This window comes from Microbacterium wangchenii (assembly GCF_004564355.1).
In the GTDB taxonomy this organism is placed as follows: Bacteria; Actinomycetota; Actinomycetes; order Actinomycetales; family Microbacteriaceae; genus Microbacterium; species Microbacterium wangchenii.
The window spans coordinates 262,769-282,748 of record NZ_CP038266.1 but is presented as its reverse complement, the minus strand read 5'-3'; the positions used below and the strand labels follow the sequence as shown (position 1 = coordinate 282,748).

The window sequence follows — 19,980 nt, the reverse complement described above, 5'->3', positions numbered from 1 at the left end:
GGAACGTTGTCACATAGGATGTCGGGCATGACCTCCGGCCCTGCGCTGGTAGAAGGCGCCCACCGCGCGACCGTCACTGCCGACACCTTCACCCTCTCCTGGCGCACCGGGGCGCGTGGGCTCACGCACGCTCCGCACCTCGCGCTGCGCGACGCGGACGGGGCCCGGTGGATGCGGCTGTGCGTGCTCTCCAGCATCCACACCGCGCAGGCCCGCGACGAGGCCACACGCGTCCACGAGCCGGAGGTATCCGTCGAGGACGACGCCGTCGTGCTGCGGATCCGCACCGAGTCCCCCGCGTGGACCGAGCGCGTCCTCGTGCTCCGCTGCACGGCGGCGCAGCTGGAGATCACACTCGAATGCACGGGCACCGGTTCCCTGACCGACGTCACGATGCTCGGCGGCGACGGCGCCCTGCCCAGCGGCGCCTCCGGGACCTTCCGCTCCGGCATCCACGCGCAGTCGATGTACGTCCCCGCCCCGACCGAGCCGGTCGCCTTCGTGCGTCCGGCGTGGGCGGGAGCATCCCTCGGCGTGGTCGGCGACGCCACCCCGGGGCGCCTGCACGGCATCTTCTCACCCCCGCCGCTGGCGCTGGCGTTCGGGCGCGCGGCGACCGCCGACCCGTTCTCGCCGGCCGCCGGCGGGTGGCTGGCGGCGTGGCTGCGGGCGCCCGTCTCCGAGCTCGGCTTCACGGCGATGCGCTTCGATCCGCTCGACGGGGCGGGGCTGCTGCGCCTGGCCTACGAAGGCCACACGCACGTCGACGGCTCCTGGCGCTCGCCCACCGTGGTCCTCCGCCCCGTCGAGTCGCCGCTGACCGCCCTGCGCGCATACCGCAACGACGCCGTCCGCACCCGCACGGCACCCGATGCGGCGCCCGAGCTGCACCGCTGGTGGCTCGAGCCGCTGTTCTGCGGCTGGGGCGCCCAGTACGCACGCGCGGGCAGGGCGGCATCGAGCTTGTGCCGACAGGACGTCTACGACGAGTTCCTCGACCTCCTGGCCGCGGCGCGGCTCGACCCCGGCACCGTCGTCATCGACGACCGGTGGCAGGCCGAGTACGGCACGGCCGAGCCCGACACGGAGGCCTGGCCCGACCTCCGGGGCTGGATCGCGCGCCGGCACGCGGAGGGCCGACGCGTCCTGCTGTGGTGGAAGGCGTGGGATCCGGGCGGACTTCCGGTCGAAGAGTGCATCACGGATGCGTCGGGCCGGCCCATCGCCGCCGACCCCGGCAATCCCGCCTACCTCTCGCGCCTGGACGCGATCGTTGAGCGGCTCGTGTCCGCAGGCGAACTGGATGCCGACGGCTTCAAGGTGGACTTCACCCAGCGCGCCCCCAGCGGCGCGACCCTCCGCTCGTCGCCCGACGGTGACGGGGTGTGGGGCATCGCGGCGCTGCACCGGCTCGTCGAGCGCCTTCACGACGCGGTCAAGCGGATCAAACCCGACGCCCTCGTCATCACCCACACCGTCCACCCGGGCTTCGGCGACGTGACCGACATGATCCGCACGAACGATGTGCTCAAACGCGATCTCACGGGTCAGCGCGTCTCCGTCGCCGCCCAGCTGCGCGCCCGCCACCAGGTGGTGCAGGCGGTGCTTCCGCACCATCCGATCGACACCGATCAGTGGCCGATGCCCAGCCGCGACGAATGGCTCGACTACGCACGAGCACAGCCGGGGCTGGGCGTTCCCGCGCTCTACTACATCGACCGGGTACGTGCGCAGCCGATCGAAGCCGACCATCTCGCCGTCATCGGGCGCGCGTGGGACGAGCATCGAGGGACCCTGACATGACGGTCACCCCGATCGCGCGCGGGGTCTGGCACATCGGCGACACATGCAACGTCTATCTGCTCGCCGACCCCGACGCGCCCGACGGCGAGCGCGACGGCGTCACCATCGACTTCGGATCGGGCCGGGTGCTCGACCACCTCGCTGAGCTGGGCATCCGCCGCGTCACCGACGTCCTGATGACGCACCACCACCGCGACCAGGGTCAGGGCCTGCCGCTCGCGGTGCGCCACGGCGCCCGCATCCACGTGCCCCCCGTCGAGCGCGACCTGTTCGACCGCGTCGAGGAGATGTGGGAGGGGCGCCCTCTCGACAACGACTACAACCTCCGCCAGGACCGCTTCTCGCTCCTGGCGTCGGTGCCGGTGCATGCGAGCGTGCCCGAGTACCGCACCCTCGAGCTCGCCGGGATGCGCCTGTTCGTCCTGCCCACCCCCGGGCACACCACGGGTTCGGTGACGTACCTGCTCGATCGCGACGGCGAGCGACTGGCCTTCACGGGCGATCTGCTCTACGCGCCGGGGAAGGTGTGGTCCCTCGCGGCGACCCAGTGGTCCTACACGCAGAACGAGGGCCCGGCGATGACGGTGCTCAGCGCGCTTCTGCTGCACCGCTATCACCTGTCGGCCATCGCCCCCTCGCATGGCGAGGTGATGCGCGATCCCGACCGCGCGCTGGAGCTGCTGGCGCAGGCGATGCAGGAGTACGTCAACTCCCGGCGCTCGTATCCGACCGACCTCAGAGCGCGACTGGAAGATCCGTACATCGCCCTCACCCCGCACCTGCTGCTCAATCGCACGTCCAACTCGTGCTCGTACGTCATACTCTCGGCGACACGCGAGGCGCTCATCGTCGACTACGGATACGACATGTCGACGGGGATCGCTGCCGGCCAGGACCGCGCCGCCCGCCGGCCCTGGCTGGCGTCCCTCCCGGCTCTGCGCGAGCTTTACGGCGTGACGCGCATCACCGTCGCGCTGCCGACCCACTACCACGACGACCACATCGCCGGCATGCCGCTCCTGCGCGACGTGGAGGGCACGGCACTGTGGATCCCGGAGAACGTCGCGCCCACGATGGCCGATCCGTGGCAGGAGGATCTGCCGTGCCAGTGGTACGACCCCATCGTCGCCGACCGCGTGCTGCCGCTGGGTGAGCCGTTCGTATGGAACGAGTACACCTTCACCGCGCACGAACAACCCGGTCATACCCTCTACGCCGTGGCCTACGCCGTCGAGGTCGACGGCGTCAGGGTGGTCTTCACCGGCGATCAGCAGGAAGGCCTGGGCGGACGCGACGGTCGCCGAGACCTCATGAGCTACCAGTACCGCAATCTCTTCCGGCTCGGCGACTACTCGCGCAGCGCGGAGCTGTACCGCTCCATCGCGCCCGGGCTGATGGCGTCGGGGCACTGGGAGCCGCGGTGGACGGATGAGGCCTACCTGGAGTACCTCGCCGAATCGGGCCGGCTCGTCGACGACCTCCACCGGAGTCTCCTGCCGCTGGACGAGCTCTCCATCGGACCCGATGGGCAGGCCGCCCGGCTCCAGCCCTACCGCGCGCGCGCCGAGGTCGGCGAGCCGATCCACTACACCGTTCGGGTGCGCAACCCCCTGCACGAGCGGGCGGTCGCACGGGTGACACCCGTGCTCCCGATAGGCTGGCGTTCGTCCGAGTCCGAGCTGAGGGTCGATCTCGCACCGAACGAGGAGTCCACCGTGCAGCTGACCGTGGTGCCGTCCTCCGTGGGGCGCAGGCAGCGCATCGCCATCGACGTCGCCATCGCCGACCTCCTGCTCGGCCAGCACGCGGAGGCCGTCGTGGACGTCGCGGACGCGCGCTCATGACCACGGCGCGGGAGAGCGTCACCCGCCCGACCATCCGCGAGGTCGCCGAAGCGGCCGGGGTGTCCAGGTCGACCGCCTCGCGGGCCATGTCGGGCAACGGCTACGTCGCGCGCGACGTGCGCGAACGCGTCCGCGCCGCCGCGAAGACGCTCGGCTACGTCGTGGATGCGACCGCCCGCGGGCTCAAGCAGGGGACGAGCCGGGCCGTGGGCGTGCTGGTGTCCGACCTGCGGAACGTCTTCTACGCCGAGCTGGCCTCGGGCATCGGCCGTGAGGCCCGCATCCACGGTCGCACGCTCGTGCTGGTCGACCTCCACCGGGAGGCCGAGGACGAACTCGCCGCCGCCGAGGCGCTCGTCGCCTCTCGCGTATCCGGCGTCATCGCGACGCCCGTCTCCGCCGAGCTGAGCGCCTTCCTGAGCCGGGTGGGCGTTCCACTGATCGAGGTCGACCGCCGGTTCGACAGCGAAGCCACCGACGCCGTCGTGGTCGACAACCGTGCTGCCGCGCGCGAGTCGACCTCCCGGCTGATCGACGCCGGCCATCGCCGCATCGCGCTGCTGATCGACGAGACGGAGTGGACGACGGGTGAGGAGCGCCTGCGCGGGTACCGCGACGCCCTCACGGCCCACGGCATCCCGGTCGACGAGTCGCTCGTGGTCCCCGCCGGGTGGGACACCGCCGCGGCGACCGAGACGGCGCGCGAGCTGCTCTCGCGCGCAGACCGCCCCACCGCCGTCTTCGCCGCGAACAACGTGCTCACCGAAGGCGTGTGGCGCGCCGCCGCCGCCCTGGAGCTGCCGGTGCCCGACCAGCTGAGCATCGTCGGCTTCGACGACGCCCCGTGGATGACGATCGTCGAGCCGGGTGTCTCCACCAGCGTGCAGGACGTCGGATCGCTCGGATCCGCCGCCATGCGGGCCCTGCTCGAGCGCATCGAGTCGCCGGCCGCGCCGGTGCGGACCATCGTGATGCCCACGACGTTCATCGACCGGGGCTCCATCGCCCCTCCCCCCGCCTGACCCCGCCCGCACCTACCCCCGCCCGCCCGCACGTAGGTCGGAGGATCGCACCCACGTCGGGCGATGCGCGCCGCATCCTCCGACCTTCGTGCGATCCTCCGACGGCGCGCACGCGCGAAGGGCGTCAGCCGGATGCGGCGGAGCCCACGACGGCGCGATGGATGTAGCCCCGCCGCCGCTGGGAGGCGCGAGCGCGGCGCGCCACGTCGTCCGGATCGACGAGCCTCCGCAGGTCGGCGCGCATCCGGGTCAGCAGCGCGGCGTGCTCGGGCGAGCCTGCGAGGTCGGCGCGCTCCCCCGGATCGGCGGCCAGGTCGTACAGCCGCTCTTCGAAGCCGTGCACGAGGACGTACTTCACATCGCCCTCGCGCAGCAGGAAGCACGGCGCATGGACGCCCTCGCCGTGGTACTCCGAGACCACCGGATGCTGCGACGCGTCGCCACCCGCGAGCGCTGCGCCCACGTCCACCCCGTCCAGGTCGGCCGGAAGCGGTGCGCCGACGAGCCCCGCCAGCGTCGGGAACAGGTCCACGAGGCTCACGGGGGTCGCGCACCGCACGCCCTCCGCGATGCCCGGTCCGCTCACGATGAGCGGGACGCGCACCGACCGTTCGTAGAACGTGCGCTTCTGCAGCATCCCGCGGTCCCCCAGCATGTCGCCGTGGTCGCTGACGAACACCACGACGGTGCGCTCGGGATGCGGCAGCGCCTCGAGGAGCTCCCCCACCCGCCGGTCCAGCTCGTGGAGCATCGCGTAGACCGTCGCGTACATCCACCGCAGGTTGGCCGCATCCATCAGCCGCTCCTGCACCTGCGGGACGTAGTGGAAGTCGTTGAGCCAGCGGTCCATGATCCCCGCCTCGGCCACCACTTCGGCGCGCAGACAGGGAAACGCGCCGTCGAAGCGTGCCACGTCGTCATCCGGAGCCCAGAACGGGTTGTGCGGCGCGTGGTAGGAGGCGATCGCGAGGAACGGCTCCGTGCGGTCGCGGCCGAGGTAGGCGAGTGCCTGGGCATGGATGCGGGCATCGCGCTCGTCGTGCAGTCCCGGCCGGAAGCGCTCGCGATAGGCGGAGCTCGATTCGGCGGCGAGGTAGGACTCGCCCATCATGTCGGGGCTGTTCGGGTTGCCGCCGCTGGGCCTGTCCCAGTCGTACGCGAGGGCGTACAGCCGCGGGTCGTAACCCGTGCTGTAGTCGGTGTCGAGGGCGAGGCGCTCATCGAACCCGTGGTGCTGATCGTGGCCGAGAAAGTGCATCTTGCCGATGATCGCCGTCCGATAACCCAGGGCGCCGAAGGCGTGGGCCATCGTGGGATGCTCGGCGGAGAACTCGCCGGCGTTGTCGTAGCAATCCAGACGGCTGGCCAGGCGCCCGGTGACCATGGCGGCTCGTGACGGAGTGCACAGCGGCGCGTTGCAGGATGCGTCGAAGACCGCGCCGCGCGCAGCCAGGGCGTCGATCGCCGGGGTGGCGCCATGGGAGTCTCCGTACGCGCCGACGAGGTCGGGCGGCAGTGAGTCGCACTGGATGACGAGCACATCGGGGCGGGGATGCGACGTCGGAGCGGATGCAGCGGTCACCGGGATCTCCTCCTCGAACGGCGCATCCGCCGCCCTCGATGCGACACTGGCGGCGCATGCGTACGCGTCGATACTATGTGGGAACGATGTCACACCGGCATCGTTCCCAGGACCGACGACGCGCGTCGCGACACGCCAGGGGGAACGGGACGTGAACGAAGAGGCATCGATGCCTGCCCACCGCGCACCGGTTGCCAACGCACCCTCCGGCCGGCAGCATCACGACCTCTCCCCCTCCGCGCGACCGGCCGCGACCCCCGACCGCACGCTGCACATGATCGGCAACGCGCACCTGGATCCGGTGTGGCTGTGGCCGTGGCAGGAGGGGTACCAGGAAGCGCGGGCGACGTTCGCGAGCGCCCTGGACCGGATGGACGAGTACCCCGACTTCGTCTTCACGTGCGATCAGATCGTGCTGCTGTCGTGGGTCGAGGAGCAGGACCCGGATCTGTTCGCCCGCATCGCCCACGGCGTCGCCGAGGGCCGGTGGGTCAACGTCGGCGGGTGGTGGGTGGAGCCGGACTGCAACATGCCGATGGGCGAGTCGTTCGCGCGCCAGGGGCTGTACGGTCAGCGCTACCTGCACTCCCGCTTCGGGCGGATCGCGACCGTCGGCATGAACGTCGACCCCTTCGGGCACAGCGCGACGATCCCGCAGATCCTGCGGGGCCAGCGCATGGACTCCTACTGCTTCCTGCGGCCCGGTCCGCACGAGGGCGACCTCGACGACACGCTGTTCCACTGGGAGTCACCCGACGGATCCCGCGTGCTGACCTACCGCATCCCCTTCGAGTACGGCAGCGCGCCCGGCGACGTCTCGTTCCAGACGGAGAAATCGCTCGGTCAGCTCGACCGCTCGCTCGGCCAGATGATGGTGTTCTACGGCGTCGGCAACCATGGTGGCGGGCCGACGAAGGCCAACATCGAATCGATCCACCGCTACGACCGGATGGGCACCTTCGGGAGGATGACGATGTCGTCGCCGCGCGCGTACTTCGATGAGATGCTCACGCGCGGGGCGGGGTTCCTCGACACCCTGGCCGTGCGCCGCGACGACCTGCAGCACCACGCGCCGGGGTGCTACTCCTCGCATTCGGGCATCAAGGCGTGGCAGCGCCGCGCGCAGTTCGCCGCCCTGTCCGCCGAGCGGTGGGCCGCGGTCGAGGTCGCCCTCACGGGGGCCGACTACCCGCGCGACGACCTCGAGCGCGCCTGGAAGCAGATCCTCTTCAACCAGTTCCACGACATCCTGCCGGGGTCGGCGATCGAACCGTCGTACGACGATGCGCGCGACCAGCTGGGCGAGGCCGTCGCCATCTCGAAGCGCATCATCACGCGGGTGCACAACCGCATCGCCCGGCGGATCGACATCCCCGCGGATGCCGCGACCCAGCCGGTCGTGGTCTTCAATCCGCATCCGTGGCCGGTGTCGGTCGACGTCGACATGCAGTACAGCGCGCAGCCGCACGGCGTGCGCGTCGTGGACGACGCCGACGCGCCCGTGCTGTCGCAGGCCACGCAGTCCACGGCCACGACCAGCGACCTCAGCCGCGGGGCGGTCACCTTCCGCGCCGACGTGCCCGCGCTGGGCTACGCGCTCTACCGCCTGCTCCCCGGGCCCGCGCTTCCCGCGGACGAGGGCGTACGTGTCGCCGGCGACGGCACCGTTCTGGAGAACGCACATCTGCGCGTGGAGCTCGACGCCGCCACCGGCGACGTCGTCTCGCTCCGAGACAAGACCACCGGCGTCGACCCGCTGGCCGGCACGCGCGGTCAGCCGCGCACCGCCGTCTGCGAAGACCCCACCGACACGTGGGGCCACCGGGTCATCTCCTACGCCTGGCCCGGCGCCGCCTTCCACCTGAAGCGCATCGTCGTGCGCGAGACCGGCCCGCTGCGCTCGCGCGTGCGCGTGGAACGCGGATGGGGCGCCAGCACTCTCGTCGAGGAGTACCTCCTCTCCCACGACGCCCGCGCGCTGCGGGTGGACGTGACGCTGGACTGGCGCGAGCACGCGCACCTGCTGAAGCTCCGGTTCCCCGTCGGGCTCGAGCATCCGGCCGCCACGTACGAGATCCCCTACGCGACCCTCGAACGCCCCGTCGACGGCGCCGAGGAGCCCGCTCAGTCGTGGGTCGATCTCACCGGCACGATCGCCGGGACCCCCGCCGGGCTCACGGTCGTGTGCACGACCAAGCACGGGTGGGACGTCTCCCCCGCCGGCACCGCCGGGCTGGGAACGGCGAGCATCGGCATCACGGCGGTGCGGAGCCCCGTGTACTCGTGGCACGATCCCCGCCTGCTCGATCCGGAGGGCGTGTACTCCTTCCACGACCAGGGCGTGCAGCGGTTCAGCCTCGAGCTCATCCCGCACGGCGGCGACTGGCGCGCCGCTCAGCCGACGCGGCGGGCCGCGGTGCTCGGGTCGCCCGTGCGTGCGCAGCTGGAGTCGTTCCACCCCGGCGACCTTCCGCCCCGCGGCAGCTTCGTCGACGACGGCGGCGGCGCCGTCATGGTCACCGCGGTCAAAGGCAGCGAAGACGTCCCGGACGCGGCAGCGGCCGACCTCATCGTGCGGGCCGTCGAGACCCGCGGCCTGCCGGGGTCGGCCCGGATCGCGCTCCCGTTGGTCGGCCGCACGATCGAAGAGGACTTCGGCCCGCACCAGGTGCGGACCTTCCGCATCCCGCTGGACCACGAAGCCCCCATCGTCGAGGTCGACCTGCTGGAGTGGCCGCTCGGTGAGGAGCCTGCATGAGCCCGCCCGGCGTCACGGATGCCACGGGCCGCCGGTGACCCCACAGGCGTCCCGGGGGCACAAGCCCTTCCGCCGGGGCCGGGGCTGCGCGAGCATGTCGGTGCGGCGAGGAATCGCCGGCGAGGAGGTGCGATGGATGTCATCCTGGTTCCCGGCCTGTGGCTCGACGCCTCCTCCTGGGCGGATGTCTCCGAGCTGCTGGCCGCGGCGGGCCACCGCCCGTCCGCGCTGACGCTGCAGGGACTGCACTCGCGCACCGCGAACCGCAACGGCATCTGGCTCGCCGATCACGTGGCCGCCATCGTCACCGCGATCGACCAGTGCGAGGGGAAGGTCGTCGTGGTCGGCCATGCCGAAGCGTGCGGGCTCGTGCACGCGGCGGTCAGTCAGCGCCCCGACGGCGTCGCCCGCGCCATCCACGTCGGCGGGTTCCCGAGCGCGGACGGGGCGCGAGTGCTGAGCGGGTTCACGGTGGACGCCCGCGGGGTCACGACCCACACCGCAGGGTTGAGCGCCGTGGATCCCGGTCTGGGCGGACTGCACCGGCGCATGAGCGAGAACGCCTCCCACGTGCTCGACGCCGTGCAGCGCCTCACCGACGATCGGCGCTTCGCGGTACCCGCCACGGTCGTGGCGACGGAGTTCACCACCGACGATGTGCGCCGGTGGGTGGCCGCCGGCATCGATCCGGTCCGCGAGCTCGCCCGCATCTCCGACCTCACGCTCGTGGATCTGCCGTCGGGGAGATGGCCGCAGATCGAGCGGCCCCGCGACCTCGCCGAGGTGCTGCTGGCCCAGCTCGCCCTGCCGCGGGCCGAGCCCGAGAAGGTATGAGGCCGCAGCGGAGCGGACGAGGCCTCAGCGATGCCCGACGGGGTGCGCCCCGACGCGCGCGATCGAGCCGGTGAGGGAGGACTCGTAGGCCGCGAGGATCACCCCGAGCACATCGATCCCCTCCTCGTGGGTCTGGATCGGGCGCGTGCCGTTGCGCACGCTGTCGGCGAAGTGGCCCACCTCGGCTTCGAATTCGTGCACGGGAGCGAACTCGCGCGTCACCGGCGCTTCGCCCCGCACCCGGTAGGTGAGTGTGATGCCGTCCGAGCTCAGCGAACCCCGCTCGGCCACGAGCGAGAACTTCTCCGTCCCCAGGGCCGGCTCGTACGCCCAGCTGGTGACGACGTGACCCACCACCCCGTTGTCGTAGCGGACGAGCACCTGCGCGGAATCCTCGCCCTCCATGAACTCGAGGCGGTGGCGCGAGAGCATCGCGGCGACCTCCACCGGGGCTCCCCCGGCGAGGTGCTGCATGAGGTAGAGCGGGTGGTAGCCGGTGTCGATGAGCTCGCCGCCCCCGGAGGTCTCCGCACGCGCGCGCCATCCCATGCTCTCCGGCGTGAAGTCGTTGAAGAAGCTGTCGGTCGTGCGCACCTCGTACACGCGGCCGAGCGCGCCGCTGTCGATGAGGCGCTTGGCCTCGGCGACGGCGGGCAGGAAGAGCTGGTTGTGCGCGCACATCACCGTGACCCCGCTGCGCTCCACCGCCCGGGTGATCGCCCCCGCTTCCTCCAGAGTCAGGCACAGGGGCTTCTCGCACAGCACGTGCAGACCCGCGTCGGCGGCGGCGATGACCGCGTCGGCGTGGAGGTGGTGCGGCAGGCAGATGTCCACCGCATCCAGCCCGCCGGCGGCGATCATCTCGCGATAGTCCGCGAAGATGCGCACGCCGGCGCTCCCGCGGCGCTTCTCCGCGCTCTCCCGGACGGGGTCGGCGACCGCCACGAGCTCCACGGTCTCGGGGTTCCGGCGGTACCCGTCGACATGCGCGCCGGCGATGCCGCCCGCGCCGATGAGTCCGATCCGCACCTTGCCGGTCATGAGGGTCCTTCCGGGTCGAAGCCGGCACGCGGATTCGCGGCGGCGGCGGTGTTGGCGGCGACGATGAACCGCGTGAGGTCGATCGCGGCCGACACGTTGGCGGAGGCATCCGCTCGCCCGCGGATGGCGTCCACCCACAGCTCGAACGGGGTGGGCGGCGGCGGATGCAGCGGCACGGGGACCCATTCGTCGCCGAAGGGCCCGCCCTTGGCGTGCAGTCCGCCTCTGCCGAATCCGTGGAGCAGCGACGCTTCGGTGCCGCGCACCTCCATCGCCAGCGCTCCGGGCGTGGTGACGAAGCTGGCCTCGGCGACACCGAGGGCCCCGTCGGGGTAGGCCGCGACGACCACGGCGTTGTCCTCGACCTCGCGGCCGGTGACGCGCGTGTAGACCGCCGACACCCTCTCCGGATACGCGCCGAGCAGGCGCTGGACGAGGTACGCGGGGTGGCAGCCGAGGTCGGTGAACGCCCCGCCGATGGCGGCGACGGGGTCGGCGAAGCGGTCGGGCAGCGATCCGGTGAGCCAGCCGTCGTGCGCCATCCGCACGCGGGCGTAGGTGACGGCGCCGAGCGTGCCCCGGTCGACGAGGTCGGCGGCGGCGACCATCACCGGGTTCGTCAGCTGCGGCAGCGACACCACGAGCGCCACGCCCTTGGCTGCGGCCGCGTCGGCGAGTCGCTGCGACTCCGCCACTGTGGGCGCCAGGAGCTTCTCGGTGAAGACGTGCTTGCCCGCCTCGATCGCCCGCCCGATGACGCCGGTGTGGTCGGCGGTGGCGGTCGTGACGGTGATCGCGTCGACGCCCGGGTGCGCGAGCAGCGCGTCGAGGCTCTCGGCGCGCTCGACGTCCCAGCGCGCCGCGCCCTCCCGGGCCCGGCCCGGTGCGTCATCCCACGCGGCGGCCACGCGGGTTCCCGGATGAGCCTCGGTTTCGCGCGCGTAGTCGTCCGCATGCACGTGCCAGAAGCCCGCGACCCCCACGCCGATGACGTCCTCGGTCACGCTCTGCACTCCTCTGGATGGACGTCTGCCCATCATCGGATCGGGGCTCGTGCTCCTCCGCGGGGCGGGGAGCGCTGCGAAATTGTGGCAACGTTACCACATGCGACTCCGCGCCTCTACAGAAGCGCGGGGAGACTCCGCGGGAGCGCTGTCGGTGGGCACGCGTAGCCTGGAGGCATGCCCGCGCGAAAGCCCTCCACGACCGTGCCGTACCGGTGCACCGAGTGCGGGTGGACGACCCTCAAGTGGGTCGGCCGCTGCGGTGAGTGCCAGCAGTGGGGCACCGTCGTGGAAGCCGCCGAGCAGACCGGGATCACCCGCACGGTGGCCGCCGTCGCCCCCGGCGCCTCGAGGAGCGCACGTCCGATCACCGCGATCGACACCCAGGATGCGCCGCGCCGCACGAGCGGTGTGGGCGAGTTCGACCGCGTCCTCGGCGGCGGCGTCGTCCCCGGCGCCGCCATCCTGCTCAGCGGCGAGCCGGGCGTGGGCAAGTCGACACTGCTCCTGGAAGTGGCGGCGCAGAGCGCGCGCGCCGGTCGCCGGGTCCTGTATGCCAGTGCGGAGGAGTCCACCGCGCAGGTGCGGCTGCGTGCCGAGCGGACCGGAGCGCTGCACGACGAGCTGTACCTGGCGGCGGAGACCGATCTGGCCACCATCCTCGGGCACATCGACGAGGTGCGGCCCGAGCTGCTCATCGTCGACTCCGTGCAGACGGTGTCGTCGGCGCTGAGCGACGGAGCCGCCGGCCAGCCGAGCCAGGTGCGGGAAGTGGCATCCACGCTCATCCGTGTGGCGAAGGAGCGTGCGCTGCCGGTCATCATCGTGGGGCACGTGACGAAGGACGGCTCCATCGCCGGCCCCCGCATCCTCGAGCACCTCGTCGACGTCGTGTGCCAGTTCGAGGGCGACCGGCAGACGTCGCTGCGTTTCGTGCGCGCCCTGAAGAACCGGTTCGGCCCCACCGACGAGGTCGGATGCTTCGACATGACCGGTGCGGGGATCGCCGAGGTGCCCGACCCCAGCGCGCTGTTCCTCGGCCACGGCGATCCCGTTCCCGGCACGTGCGTGACCATTGCGTTGGAGGGCCGGCGCGCGCTGCCGGTGGAGGTGCAGGCGCTCACGATCGACACGACCGCCCCCAACCCGCGCCGCGTCGTGAACGGCGTCGACTCGGCGCGTGTGGCGATGGTGCTCGCGGTGCTGGAGCGGAGGGCGCGTGTGAAGGTGTCGGACAAGGACGTCTACGTCTCGACGGTGGGGGGCGTGCGCCTCGTCGAGCCGGCCGCCGACCTCGCCATCGCCATCGCGGTGGCCAACGCCGTGCGCGACCATACGATCTCCCACCGCACGGCCGCCATCGGAGAGCTGACGCTGACGGGTGAGATCCGGCCCGTCACCCAGTCCGCACAGCGCGCGGGCGAGGCATCCCGTCTGGGGTATCACACGGTGCTCGACGCGTCCTCGCGCTCGATCGATCGCGCACTCCGCGACCTGCAGACCCGTCGCCGCGCCGACCCCGGCGACGTCCCGGACTTCTGAGCGCCTCGGCTTCCCACGGAACCCGGGTCGACCCCTGAAGCTGTCGAGGGTCGGTCAGAAGGCGCCGTGCGAACGGCCGGGAGGACCGGTGCGGCGGCGGCGCTGCTGCTGCTGCGCGAAGCCCAGGACGACCGGTAGGACGAGGCCTGCGGCGCACACGACGCCGACGAGGAGGTACTCCATCCGGCCGAGTCTGCCACCTCAGACCGCGTCCGCGCGAGTTCACGCGGAGTGTCGCCGCTTCCCTGAGCGGGTCAGAGGTCGAGCGCGGCAAGCAGATCCGCAGGCGTCGCCTGCAGGGGATGCGGACCGGCGATGTCGAAGAAGACCGTCGTGATGCGATCGCTGTGGGCCTGCAGGAATGCGCGCAGCCAGGCGGGAGACTGCAGCGCGACCCCCGGTGGCAGCGTCGCGGGCTTGTGTGCCGCGTCGCTGAAGAGCAGGAGGGCGATGTCGCCGGTGTCGGGGTCACGGTAGGTCCAGACCTCGCCGGAATCCAGCGGGTTGTCCCGGGCACCCACCCGCAGGAGCGGCACCACGGTGGGCCCGTGGCGCAGCGCGAAGGCGACGGCTGCCATGTCCTGCGTCTGCAGCGCATCGGCCAGCACCGTGTTGCGGAACTCCAGCTCGGCGTCCTTGCGCCCCTTCTTCCCCGGCATCCCTTCAGCCTAACGGCGCACCCTCACGGTGCTGAAGCCGCGGTCACCCGGCTGCCGGAAAAGGGGAGGCCCTCTCGGATCCCCCAGTTGGGGGCTGGCGGATTCGAGAGGGCCTCGTGCGTTCTGCAGGACCGCGGGCCATGGGCGCTTGGGGAACACCGGGGGCCCGGCTGCTGGGGACAGCCGTGCGATCCTTGGATGCAGGAGCGTATCTACTGTAGCTTCACCGATCGGTTCACGTCTGTCCGCCGTTTGGGGGACAAAAGTCCCGGGTCATTGCAGGATGAACGGGGCGGTGTTCGTCGACGCGATCCCGCCGATCGACACGCTGAGGTGGTACGTCGCTCCGCCACCGGGCGCGCTCGGGCGGTCACCGTCGCACGTGTCGACGGATGACCGCGTGCGATCCCACGTCAGCGGAGCCGAGCTCGTGGTCTCCTGACCTGCCGTCAGGAGCACGATCATGTCGCTGGGCTCGGTCTGGCAATCGGTGGAGCGCCACCACACGTCGCTCCCGCTGGAGACGGTGAACGACTGCGCGCTCGTGCCGACGTTGAGCGTGCAGTCGGTGTCGCTGCGGTTGACCAGGCGAATGGACAGCTGCGGGTTCTGTCCTGCGGCGTAGGCCTGCTGATCGGTGAGCGCCTCGATCGTGAGATCGCCGGGCAGACACGCATCCGCGGTCGGGGTGAGCTCGGGGTTGGGGACCTCCTCCTCGCCCTCAGCCGGAGGTGTCTCGGTGGGCGCCTCGGACGGGGTCGGGGAGGTGGTAGGGGACTGACTGGTCGACGGGCTGGGGCTCGGCGTCGCGATGGGCTGGGCGGCGCTGCGCCACGGCTGTGCGACGAACAGCCACACGAGCCCGCCCACCACGAGCAGCACGACGAGCAGGAGGACGAGCCGACGGCGCCGGTAGACCGCCGGAGAGTGCCGCCGTCGCGGAGAGGAACCGCTCATGCTCCCAGGGTAGGCGCGGCAGCGCCGGGCGCCCGGGCGGCACGCCCGGTGTGACGCGCTACAGCGTCTTCAGCATCCGCGTGTTGCCCAGGGTGTTCGGCTTGACGTGGGCGAGGTCGAGGAACTCCGCGACGCCCTCGTCGGGGCTGCGCACCAGCTGCGAGTACACGTCGGGGTCGACGACCTGCTCGCCGATCGGGGCGAAGCCGCGCCGGGTGAAGAAGTCCACCTCGAACGTGAGGCAGAACAGGCGCTGCACGCCCAGCTCGCGCGCTTCGTCCTCCAGCGCGGCCACGAGTGCTCGGCCCACACCGCGGTGCAGCCATTCGTCCACGACGATGAGGGTGCGGATCTCGGCGAGATCCTCCCAGATGACGTGGAGCGCGCCGCAGCCGATGAGCTCGCCGTCGGCCTCGGCGACGACGAACTGCTGCACCGACTCGTAGAGCACCACGAGGTCCTTGCCGAGGAGGATGCGCCGCTGGACGTACGGGTCGAGGAGCCGATGGATGCCGCGGACGTCGGCCGTGCGGGCGGGCCGGACCGTGAACGCGCTCATGTGTCCAGCCTAGAACGAGTGGGCCTGGCCGCGGCTCGGCGGGAGGGTCTACACTGCCGGGGTCCACCCCGACCGTGGGAGTGTCATGCCCGCTCCGTCGCCGCCCCGCCCCGTCATCGCGGTGGTCGATCCCGACCCCGCCGAGCGGGTCGTCCGCGCGTTGCGGGAGCGGTACGCGTCCCACTACGACGTCGTGACCCTCGACGGAGGCGGGGAGTCCCTGGCGACCCTGCACGCCGGCGGCGGGGCCGTCGCGCTGGTCCTGGCATCGGCGGGAGACGCCGAGCATCCGGTCAGAGCCGTGTTCTCCCGGGCCACCGGCCTGTTCCCGGAAGCGCGACGCGCGCTCCTGATCGAGTGGGGTACGTGGGCGGACGCCGACACCGCGGCCCGGGTGCTGGCGCTGATGTCGGATCTGTTGATCGACTTCTACGTGGTGCGTCCGGCAGATCCCCGCGACGAGGACTTCCACCACGCCGTAACCGAGTACCTCCGCGACTGGCGCGCGACCACGCCGGAGCGACGCGGTTTCACGATCATCGGCTCCGACGTCGCGCCCCGCACGCACCTGCTCGCCGCGCAGCTCGCGCGAAGCGGTCTGGCGGCGACGCGGCTGGATCCGGCCTCGCCGCGGGCGGCGGAGCTTCTCGAGCGCGCCGGCCGGTCGTACCGGGGCGCACCCGTCGTCCAGATCGCGGACGGAAGCCTGCTGGAGGACCCGGATGACCGCGCGATCGCGCACGCGACTGGCCTGTCCACCGAGCTTCCGCACTCCCCCGTCGATGTCGCGATCATCGGGGCAGGACCGAGCGGCCTCGCCGCGGCGGTCTACGCCGCATCCGAGGGCCTGTCGACCCTCGTCGTCGAAGCCGGCTCGGTGGGCGGTCAGGCCGGGTCGAGTTCGCTCATCCGCAACTACCTCGGGTTCCCCCGCGGCGTGGCCGGGGCGGAGCTCGCGCGGCGGGCCTATCAGCAGGCGTGGGCGTTCGGAGCTCGGTTCGCGCACGCGCGGCAGGCCACGGGCCTGGCGCGCGCCGAGGGGGATGCCGCGTTCACGCTCACCGTGGGCCCGGGTGACGAGCACGTGGTGGCCGGCAGCGTGGTCCTGGCCACCGGAATCGCGTACCGCCGGCTGTCGGTCCCGGCCCTGCGGCCCTTCGTGGGGACGTCGGTGTTCTACGGCGCGTCGTCCGTCGAGGCCCGGGCCCAGCGCGGCCGAGCGGTGCTCGTGGTCGGCGGCGGCAACTCCGCCGGGCAGGCGGCGCTGCACCTCGCCCGGTACGCCGCATCCGTCGCCCTCCTCGTGCGCGGTCCGTCGCTGGCGGCGAGCATGTCGAGCTACCTGATCACGCAGCTTCAGGCCCTGGGCGTGGAGATCCTGCCCGGGTCGCGCGTGGTGGGGGCACAGCCCGATGCCGACGGGCGTCTGGGCGCCGTCGAGGTCGAGCACGTCGCGGACGGAGCGCGCGAACTGCGCCCCTGCCACGCACTGTTCGTCACGATCGGTGCCCGTCCACACACCGAGTGGCTGCCCGATGACGTCCTCCGCGACCGCTGGGGCTACCTCGTGACGGGGTCCTCCGCTCCCGACGAGGACCTGCCCGACCCGTGGCGCGGAGGTGCACCGCCCGGGTCGCTGGAGACCTCCGTCCCCGGGTTGTTCGCGGTGGGCGACACCCGGCGCAGCTCCCTCAAGCGCGTCGCCTCGGCCGTGGGCGAGGGCTCGGTGGTGATCTCCGCCGTCCACGCGCATCTGGCCGCACGCTGACCCGCACGCAGGAACGACGAAGGGCGGATGCCGCAGCATCCGCCCTTCGTGTCGCTCAGGATCCGGCGACGATGTCCGGTGTCGCGGTGATCTCCCCGCCGCCGGTCACACCGACGGCGACCTTCTCACCGCGGGGGCCGGTCTCGAAGAGGAACTCCCCGTTCTCGGCGTCGACCTTCACGTGATCGCCCGACTCGAGCTCGCCGTGCAGGATCTTCTCGCTCAAGCGGTCCTCGACCTCGTGCTGCATCGCGCGGCGCAGCGGGCGCGCACCCAGAGCCGGGTCGAACCCGATCTCGATGAGCCGCTCCTTGGCCGCCTGCGACAGCTCGATCGTCATGTCACGGTCGAGCAGGCGCTCGGCGAGGCGCTTGGTGAACAGGTCGACGATCTGCACCAGCTCGGGCTTGCTCAGCTGCGGGAAGACGATGATGTCATCGACGCGGTTGAGGAACTCGGGCTTGAAGTGCCGCTTGAGCTCTTCGTTGACCTTGCCCTTCATGCGGTCGTACGAGGTGGCGCTGTCGCCTTCGACCTGGAACCCGACCGGGCCGCCCGCGATGTCACGCGCGCCCAGGTTGGTCGTCATGATGATGACGGTGTTCTTGAAGTCGACCACGCGGCCCTGACCGTCGGTGAGACGGCCTTCCTCGAGGATCTGCAGGAGCGAGTTGAAGATGTCGGGGTGCGCCTTCTCGATCTCGTCGAAGAGCACGACCGAGAAGGGCTTCCGCCGCACCTTCTCGGTGAGCTGGCCACCCTCTTCGAAGCCGACGAACCCGGGAGGGGCACCGAACAGCCGCGAGACGGTGTGCTTCTCACCGAACTCCGACATGTCGAGGGAGATCAGCGCGCCCTCGTCGTCGAAGAGGAACTCGGCGAGCGCCTTGGCCAGCTCCGTCTTTCCGACACCCGTGGGGCCGGCGAAGATGAACGAGCCCGACGGACGCTTCGGGTCCTTCAGACCCGCACGCTGGCGGCGGATCGTCTTGGACAGGGCGGAGATGGCCTCTTCCTGACCGATGACCCGCTGGTGCAGCGCCTTCTCCATGAAGACGAGCCGGCTGGACTCCTCCTCGGTGAGCTTGAACACCGGGATGCCGGTGGCCTGAGCGAGCACCTCGGCGATCAGGCCCTCGTCGACGATGGCGTGGGATGCCACGTCGCCCGAACGCCACTGCTTCTCCAGGCGCAGACGCTCGGCCAGGAGCGACTTCTCCTCGTCGCGCAGCGACGCGGCCTTCTCGAAGTCCTGCTCCTCGGAGGCGACTTCCTTCTGCTCGCGCACCTTGGCGATCTTGTCGTCGAATTCGCGCAGCTCGGGCGGGCTCGACAGGATCGACAGACGCAGGCGGGCGCCGGCCTCGTCGATCAGGTCGATCGCCTTGTCGGGCAGGAACCGGTCGCTGATGTAGCGGTCGGCGAGGTTGGCCGCGGCCACGATGGCGCCGTCGGTGATCTGCACCTTGTGGTGCGCCTCGTACCGGTCGCGCAGGCCCTTCAGGATGTTGATGGCGTGCGGCAGGCTCGGCTCGGCGACCTGGATCGGCTGGAAGCGACGCTCGAGCGCGGCATCCTTCTCGAAGTGCTTGCGGTACTCGTCGAGCGTGGTCGCACCGATGGTCTGCAGCTCGCCGCGGGCCAGCAGCGGCTTGAGGATCGACGCGGCGTCGATCGCGCCCTCGGCGGCACCGGCACCCACGAGCGTGTGGATCTCGTCGATGAAGACGATGATGTCACCGCGCGTGCGGATCTCCTTGGTGACCTTCTTCAGGCGCTCCTCGAAGTCACCGCGGTAGCGGGACCCGGCGATGAGCGATCCGAGGTCGAGCGAGTAGACCTGCTTGTCCTTCAGCGTCTCGGGCACATCGCCCTTGACGATGGCCTGCGCGAGGCCCTCCACGACGGCGGTCTTGCCGACGCCGGGCTCGCCGATGAGGACGGGGTTGTTCTTGGAGCGGCGCGAGAGGATCTGCATGACCCGCTCGATCTCCTTCTCGCGTCCGATGACGGGGTCGAGCTTGTTGTCGCGCGCGGCCTGCGTGAGGTTGCGGCCGAACTGGTCGAGCACTGCGGAACCTCCCTGCGCGCTGGCGGAGGTCTGCTCGCCGGCGCCGGATGCGACGCCCGCGGGCTCCTTGCCCTGGTATCCGCTGAGCAGCTGGATGACCTGCTGGCGCACCTTGTTCAGATCGGCGCCCAGCTTGACGAGCACCTGCGCGGCCACGCCCTCACCCTCGCGGATGAGTCCGAGCAGGATGTGCTCGGTGCCGATGTAGTTGTGGCCCAGCTGCAGCGCTTCGCGCAACGAGAGCTCGAGCACCTTCTTCGCGCGCGGCGTGAAGGGAATGTGCCCGGTCGGCTGCTGCTGCCCCTGGCCGATGATGTCCTGCACCTGCTCACGCACGGCGTCGAGCGAGATGCCGAGGGACTCGAGGGCCTTGGCGGCCACGCCCTCGCCCTCGTGGATCAGCCCGAGCAGGATGTGCTCGGTGCCGATGTAGTTGTGGTTGAGCATCTTCGCCTCTTCTTGGGCGAGCACCACAACTCGACGGGCACGGTCGGTGAATCTTTCGAACATCCTCAAACCCTCCAGAATGGGTCGAT

General features: G+C 71.3%; 15 protein-coding genes. 7 read left to right on the top strand and 8 right to left on the bottom strand.

Annotation, left to right across the window (positions count from 1 at the left end):
• Positions 1-27 precede the first annotated feature (27 nt).
• From E4K62_RS01330 to E4K62_RS01320, 3 genes are read left to right on the top strand one after another with little or no spacing between them, the layout of a single operon-like run.
• Positions 28-1,803: an alpha-amylase family protein gene (locus tag E4K62_RS01330; protein WP_135062843.1), complete on the top strand. Its 1,776-nt coding sequence runs from the start codon at positions 28-30 to the stop codon at positions 1,801-1,803.
• Positions 1,800-3,647: an MBL fold metallo-hydrolase gene (locus E4K62_RS01325; protein WP_135062841.1), complete on the top strand. Its 1,848-nt coding sequence runs from the start codon at positions 1,800-1,802 to the stop codon at positions 3,645-3,647. Before E4K62_RS01330 ends, E4K62_RS01325 begins: the two co-directional genes overlap by 4 nt.
• On the top strand, positions 3,644-4,669 hold the full coding sequence (locus E4K62_RS01320; RefSeq protein WP_135062839.1) for a LacI family DNA-binding transcriptional regulator: 1,026 nt from the start codon (positions 3,644-3,646) through the stop codon (positions 4,667-4,669). The genes E4K62_RS01325 and E4K62_RS01320 overlap by 4 nt, the downstream gene beginning before the upstream one ends.
• A 124-nt stretch (positions 4,670-4,793) precedes the next feature.
• On the opposite strand, the gene E4K62_RS01315 is transcribed toward E4K62_RS01320, so the two are convergent.
• Positions 4,794-6,344 (bottom strand): sulfatase-like hydrolase/transferase, encoded by a 1,551-nt coding sequence (locus E4K62_RS01315; protein ID WP_167747690.1) that lies wholly within the window; start codon positions 6,342-6,344, stop codon positions 4,794-4,796.
• 76 nt (positions 6,345-6,420) lie between these two features.
• On the opposite strand from E4K62_RS01315, the gene E4K62_RS01310 reads away from it, so the two are divergent.
• Both E4K62_RS01310 and E4K62_RS01305 read left to right on the top strand, forming a co-directional pair.
• Positions 6,421-9,009 carry an alpha-mannosidase gene (locus E4K62_RS01310; protein WP_135062835.1) on the top strand — a complete coding sequence of 863 codons (2,589 nt, stop codon included), beginning with the start codon at positions 6,421-6,423 and terminating at the stop codon, positions 9,007-9,009.
• Positions 9,010-9,141: 132 nt separating this feature from the next.
• Positions 9,142-9,843 (top strand): alpha/beta fold hydrolase, encoded by a 702-nt coding sequence (locus tag E4K62_RS01305; protein ID WP_135062833.1) that lies wholly within the window; start codon positions 9,142-9,144, stop codon positions 9,841-9,843.
• Positions 9,844-9,867: 24 nt separating this feature from the next.
• On the opposite strand, the gene E4K62_RS01300 is transcribed toward E4K62_RS01305, so the two are convergent.
• Positions 9,868-10,884, bottom strand: a complete 1,017-nt coding sequence (locus E4K62_RS01300) for a Gfo/Idh/MocA family protein (protein ID WP_135062831.1) — start codon at positions 10,882-10,884, stop codon at positions 9,868-9,870.
• Positions 10,881-11,888, bottom strand: coding sequence for a Gfo/Idh/MocA family protein (locus tag E4K62_RS01295; RefSeq protein ID WP_135062829.1), 1,008 nt, complete (start codon positions 11,886-11,888; stop codon positions 10,881-10,883). Before E4K62_RS01295 ends, E4K62_RS01300 begins: the two co-directional genes overlap by 4 nt.
• 177 nt (positions 11,889-12,065) lie before the next feature.
• On the opposite strand from E4K62_RS01295, the gene radA reads away from it, so the two are divergent.
• Positions 12,066-13,430 (top strand): DNA repair protein RadA, encoded by a 1,365-nt coding sequence (gene radA, locus E4K62_RS01290; protein WP_135062819.1) that lies wholly within the window; start codon positions 12,066-12,068, stop codon positions 13,428-13,430.
• 54 nt (positions 13,431-13,484) lie between these two features.
• On the opposite strand, the gene E4K62_RS18935 is transcribed toward radA, so the two are convergent.
• The 4 genes from E4K62_RS18935 to E4K62_RS01275 form a co-directional block, all read right to left on the bottom strand.
• Positions 13,485-13,613 carry a hypothetical protein gene (locus tag E4K62_RS18935; RefSeq protein ID WP_261799199.1) on the bottom strand — a complete coding sequence of 43 codons (129 nt, stop codon included), beginning with the start codon at positions 13,611-13,613 and terminating at the stop codon, positions 13,485-13,487.
• Between the two features lie 71 nt (positions 13,614-13,684).
• Entirely contained in the window at positions 13,685-14,089 is a 405-nt protein-coding gene (locus E4K62_RS01285) for a dehydrogenase (RefSeq protein WP_135062817.1), read from the bottom strand.
• A 273-nt stretch (positions 14,090-14,362) separates the two neighbouring features.
• Complete coding sequence (locus E4K62_RS01280; RefSeq protein ID WP_187270433.1) at positions 14,363-15,046, bottom strand: hypothetical protein; 684 nt, start codon at positions 15,044-15,046, stop codon at positions 14,363-14,365.
• Positions 15,047-15,104: 58 nt separating this feature from the next.
• Positions 15,105-15,605: an amino-acid N-acetyltransferase gene (locus E4K62_RS01275; protein WP_135062815.1), complete on the bottom strand. Its 501-nt coding sequence runs from the start codon at positions 15,603-15,605 to the stop codon at positions 15,105-15,107.
• A gap of 85 nt (positions 15,606-15,690) precedes the next feature.
• On the opposite strand from E4K62_RS01275, the gene E4K62_RS01270 reads away from it, so the two are divergent.
• Complete coding sequence (locus E4K62_RS01270; RefSeq protein ID WP_135062813.1) at positions 15,691-17,373, top strand: NAD(P)/FAD-dependent oxidoreductase; 1,683 nt, start codon at positions 15,691-15,693, stop codon at positions 17,371-17,373.
• Positions 17,374-17,428: 55 nt separating this feature from the next.
• Here the strand turns inward: E4K62_RS01270 and E4K62_RS01265 are convergent, their stop codons facing one another.
• Complete coding sequence (locus tag E4K62_RS01265) at positions 17,429-19,954, bottom strand: ATP-dependent Clp protease ATP-binding subunit (protein WP_135062811.1); 2,526 nt, start codon at positions 19,952-19,954, stop codon at positions 17,429-17,431.
• Positions 19,955-19,980: the final 26 nt, after the last annotated feature.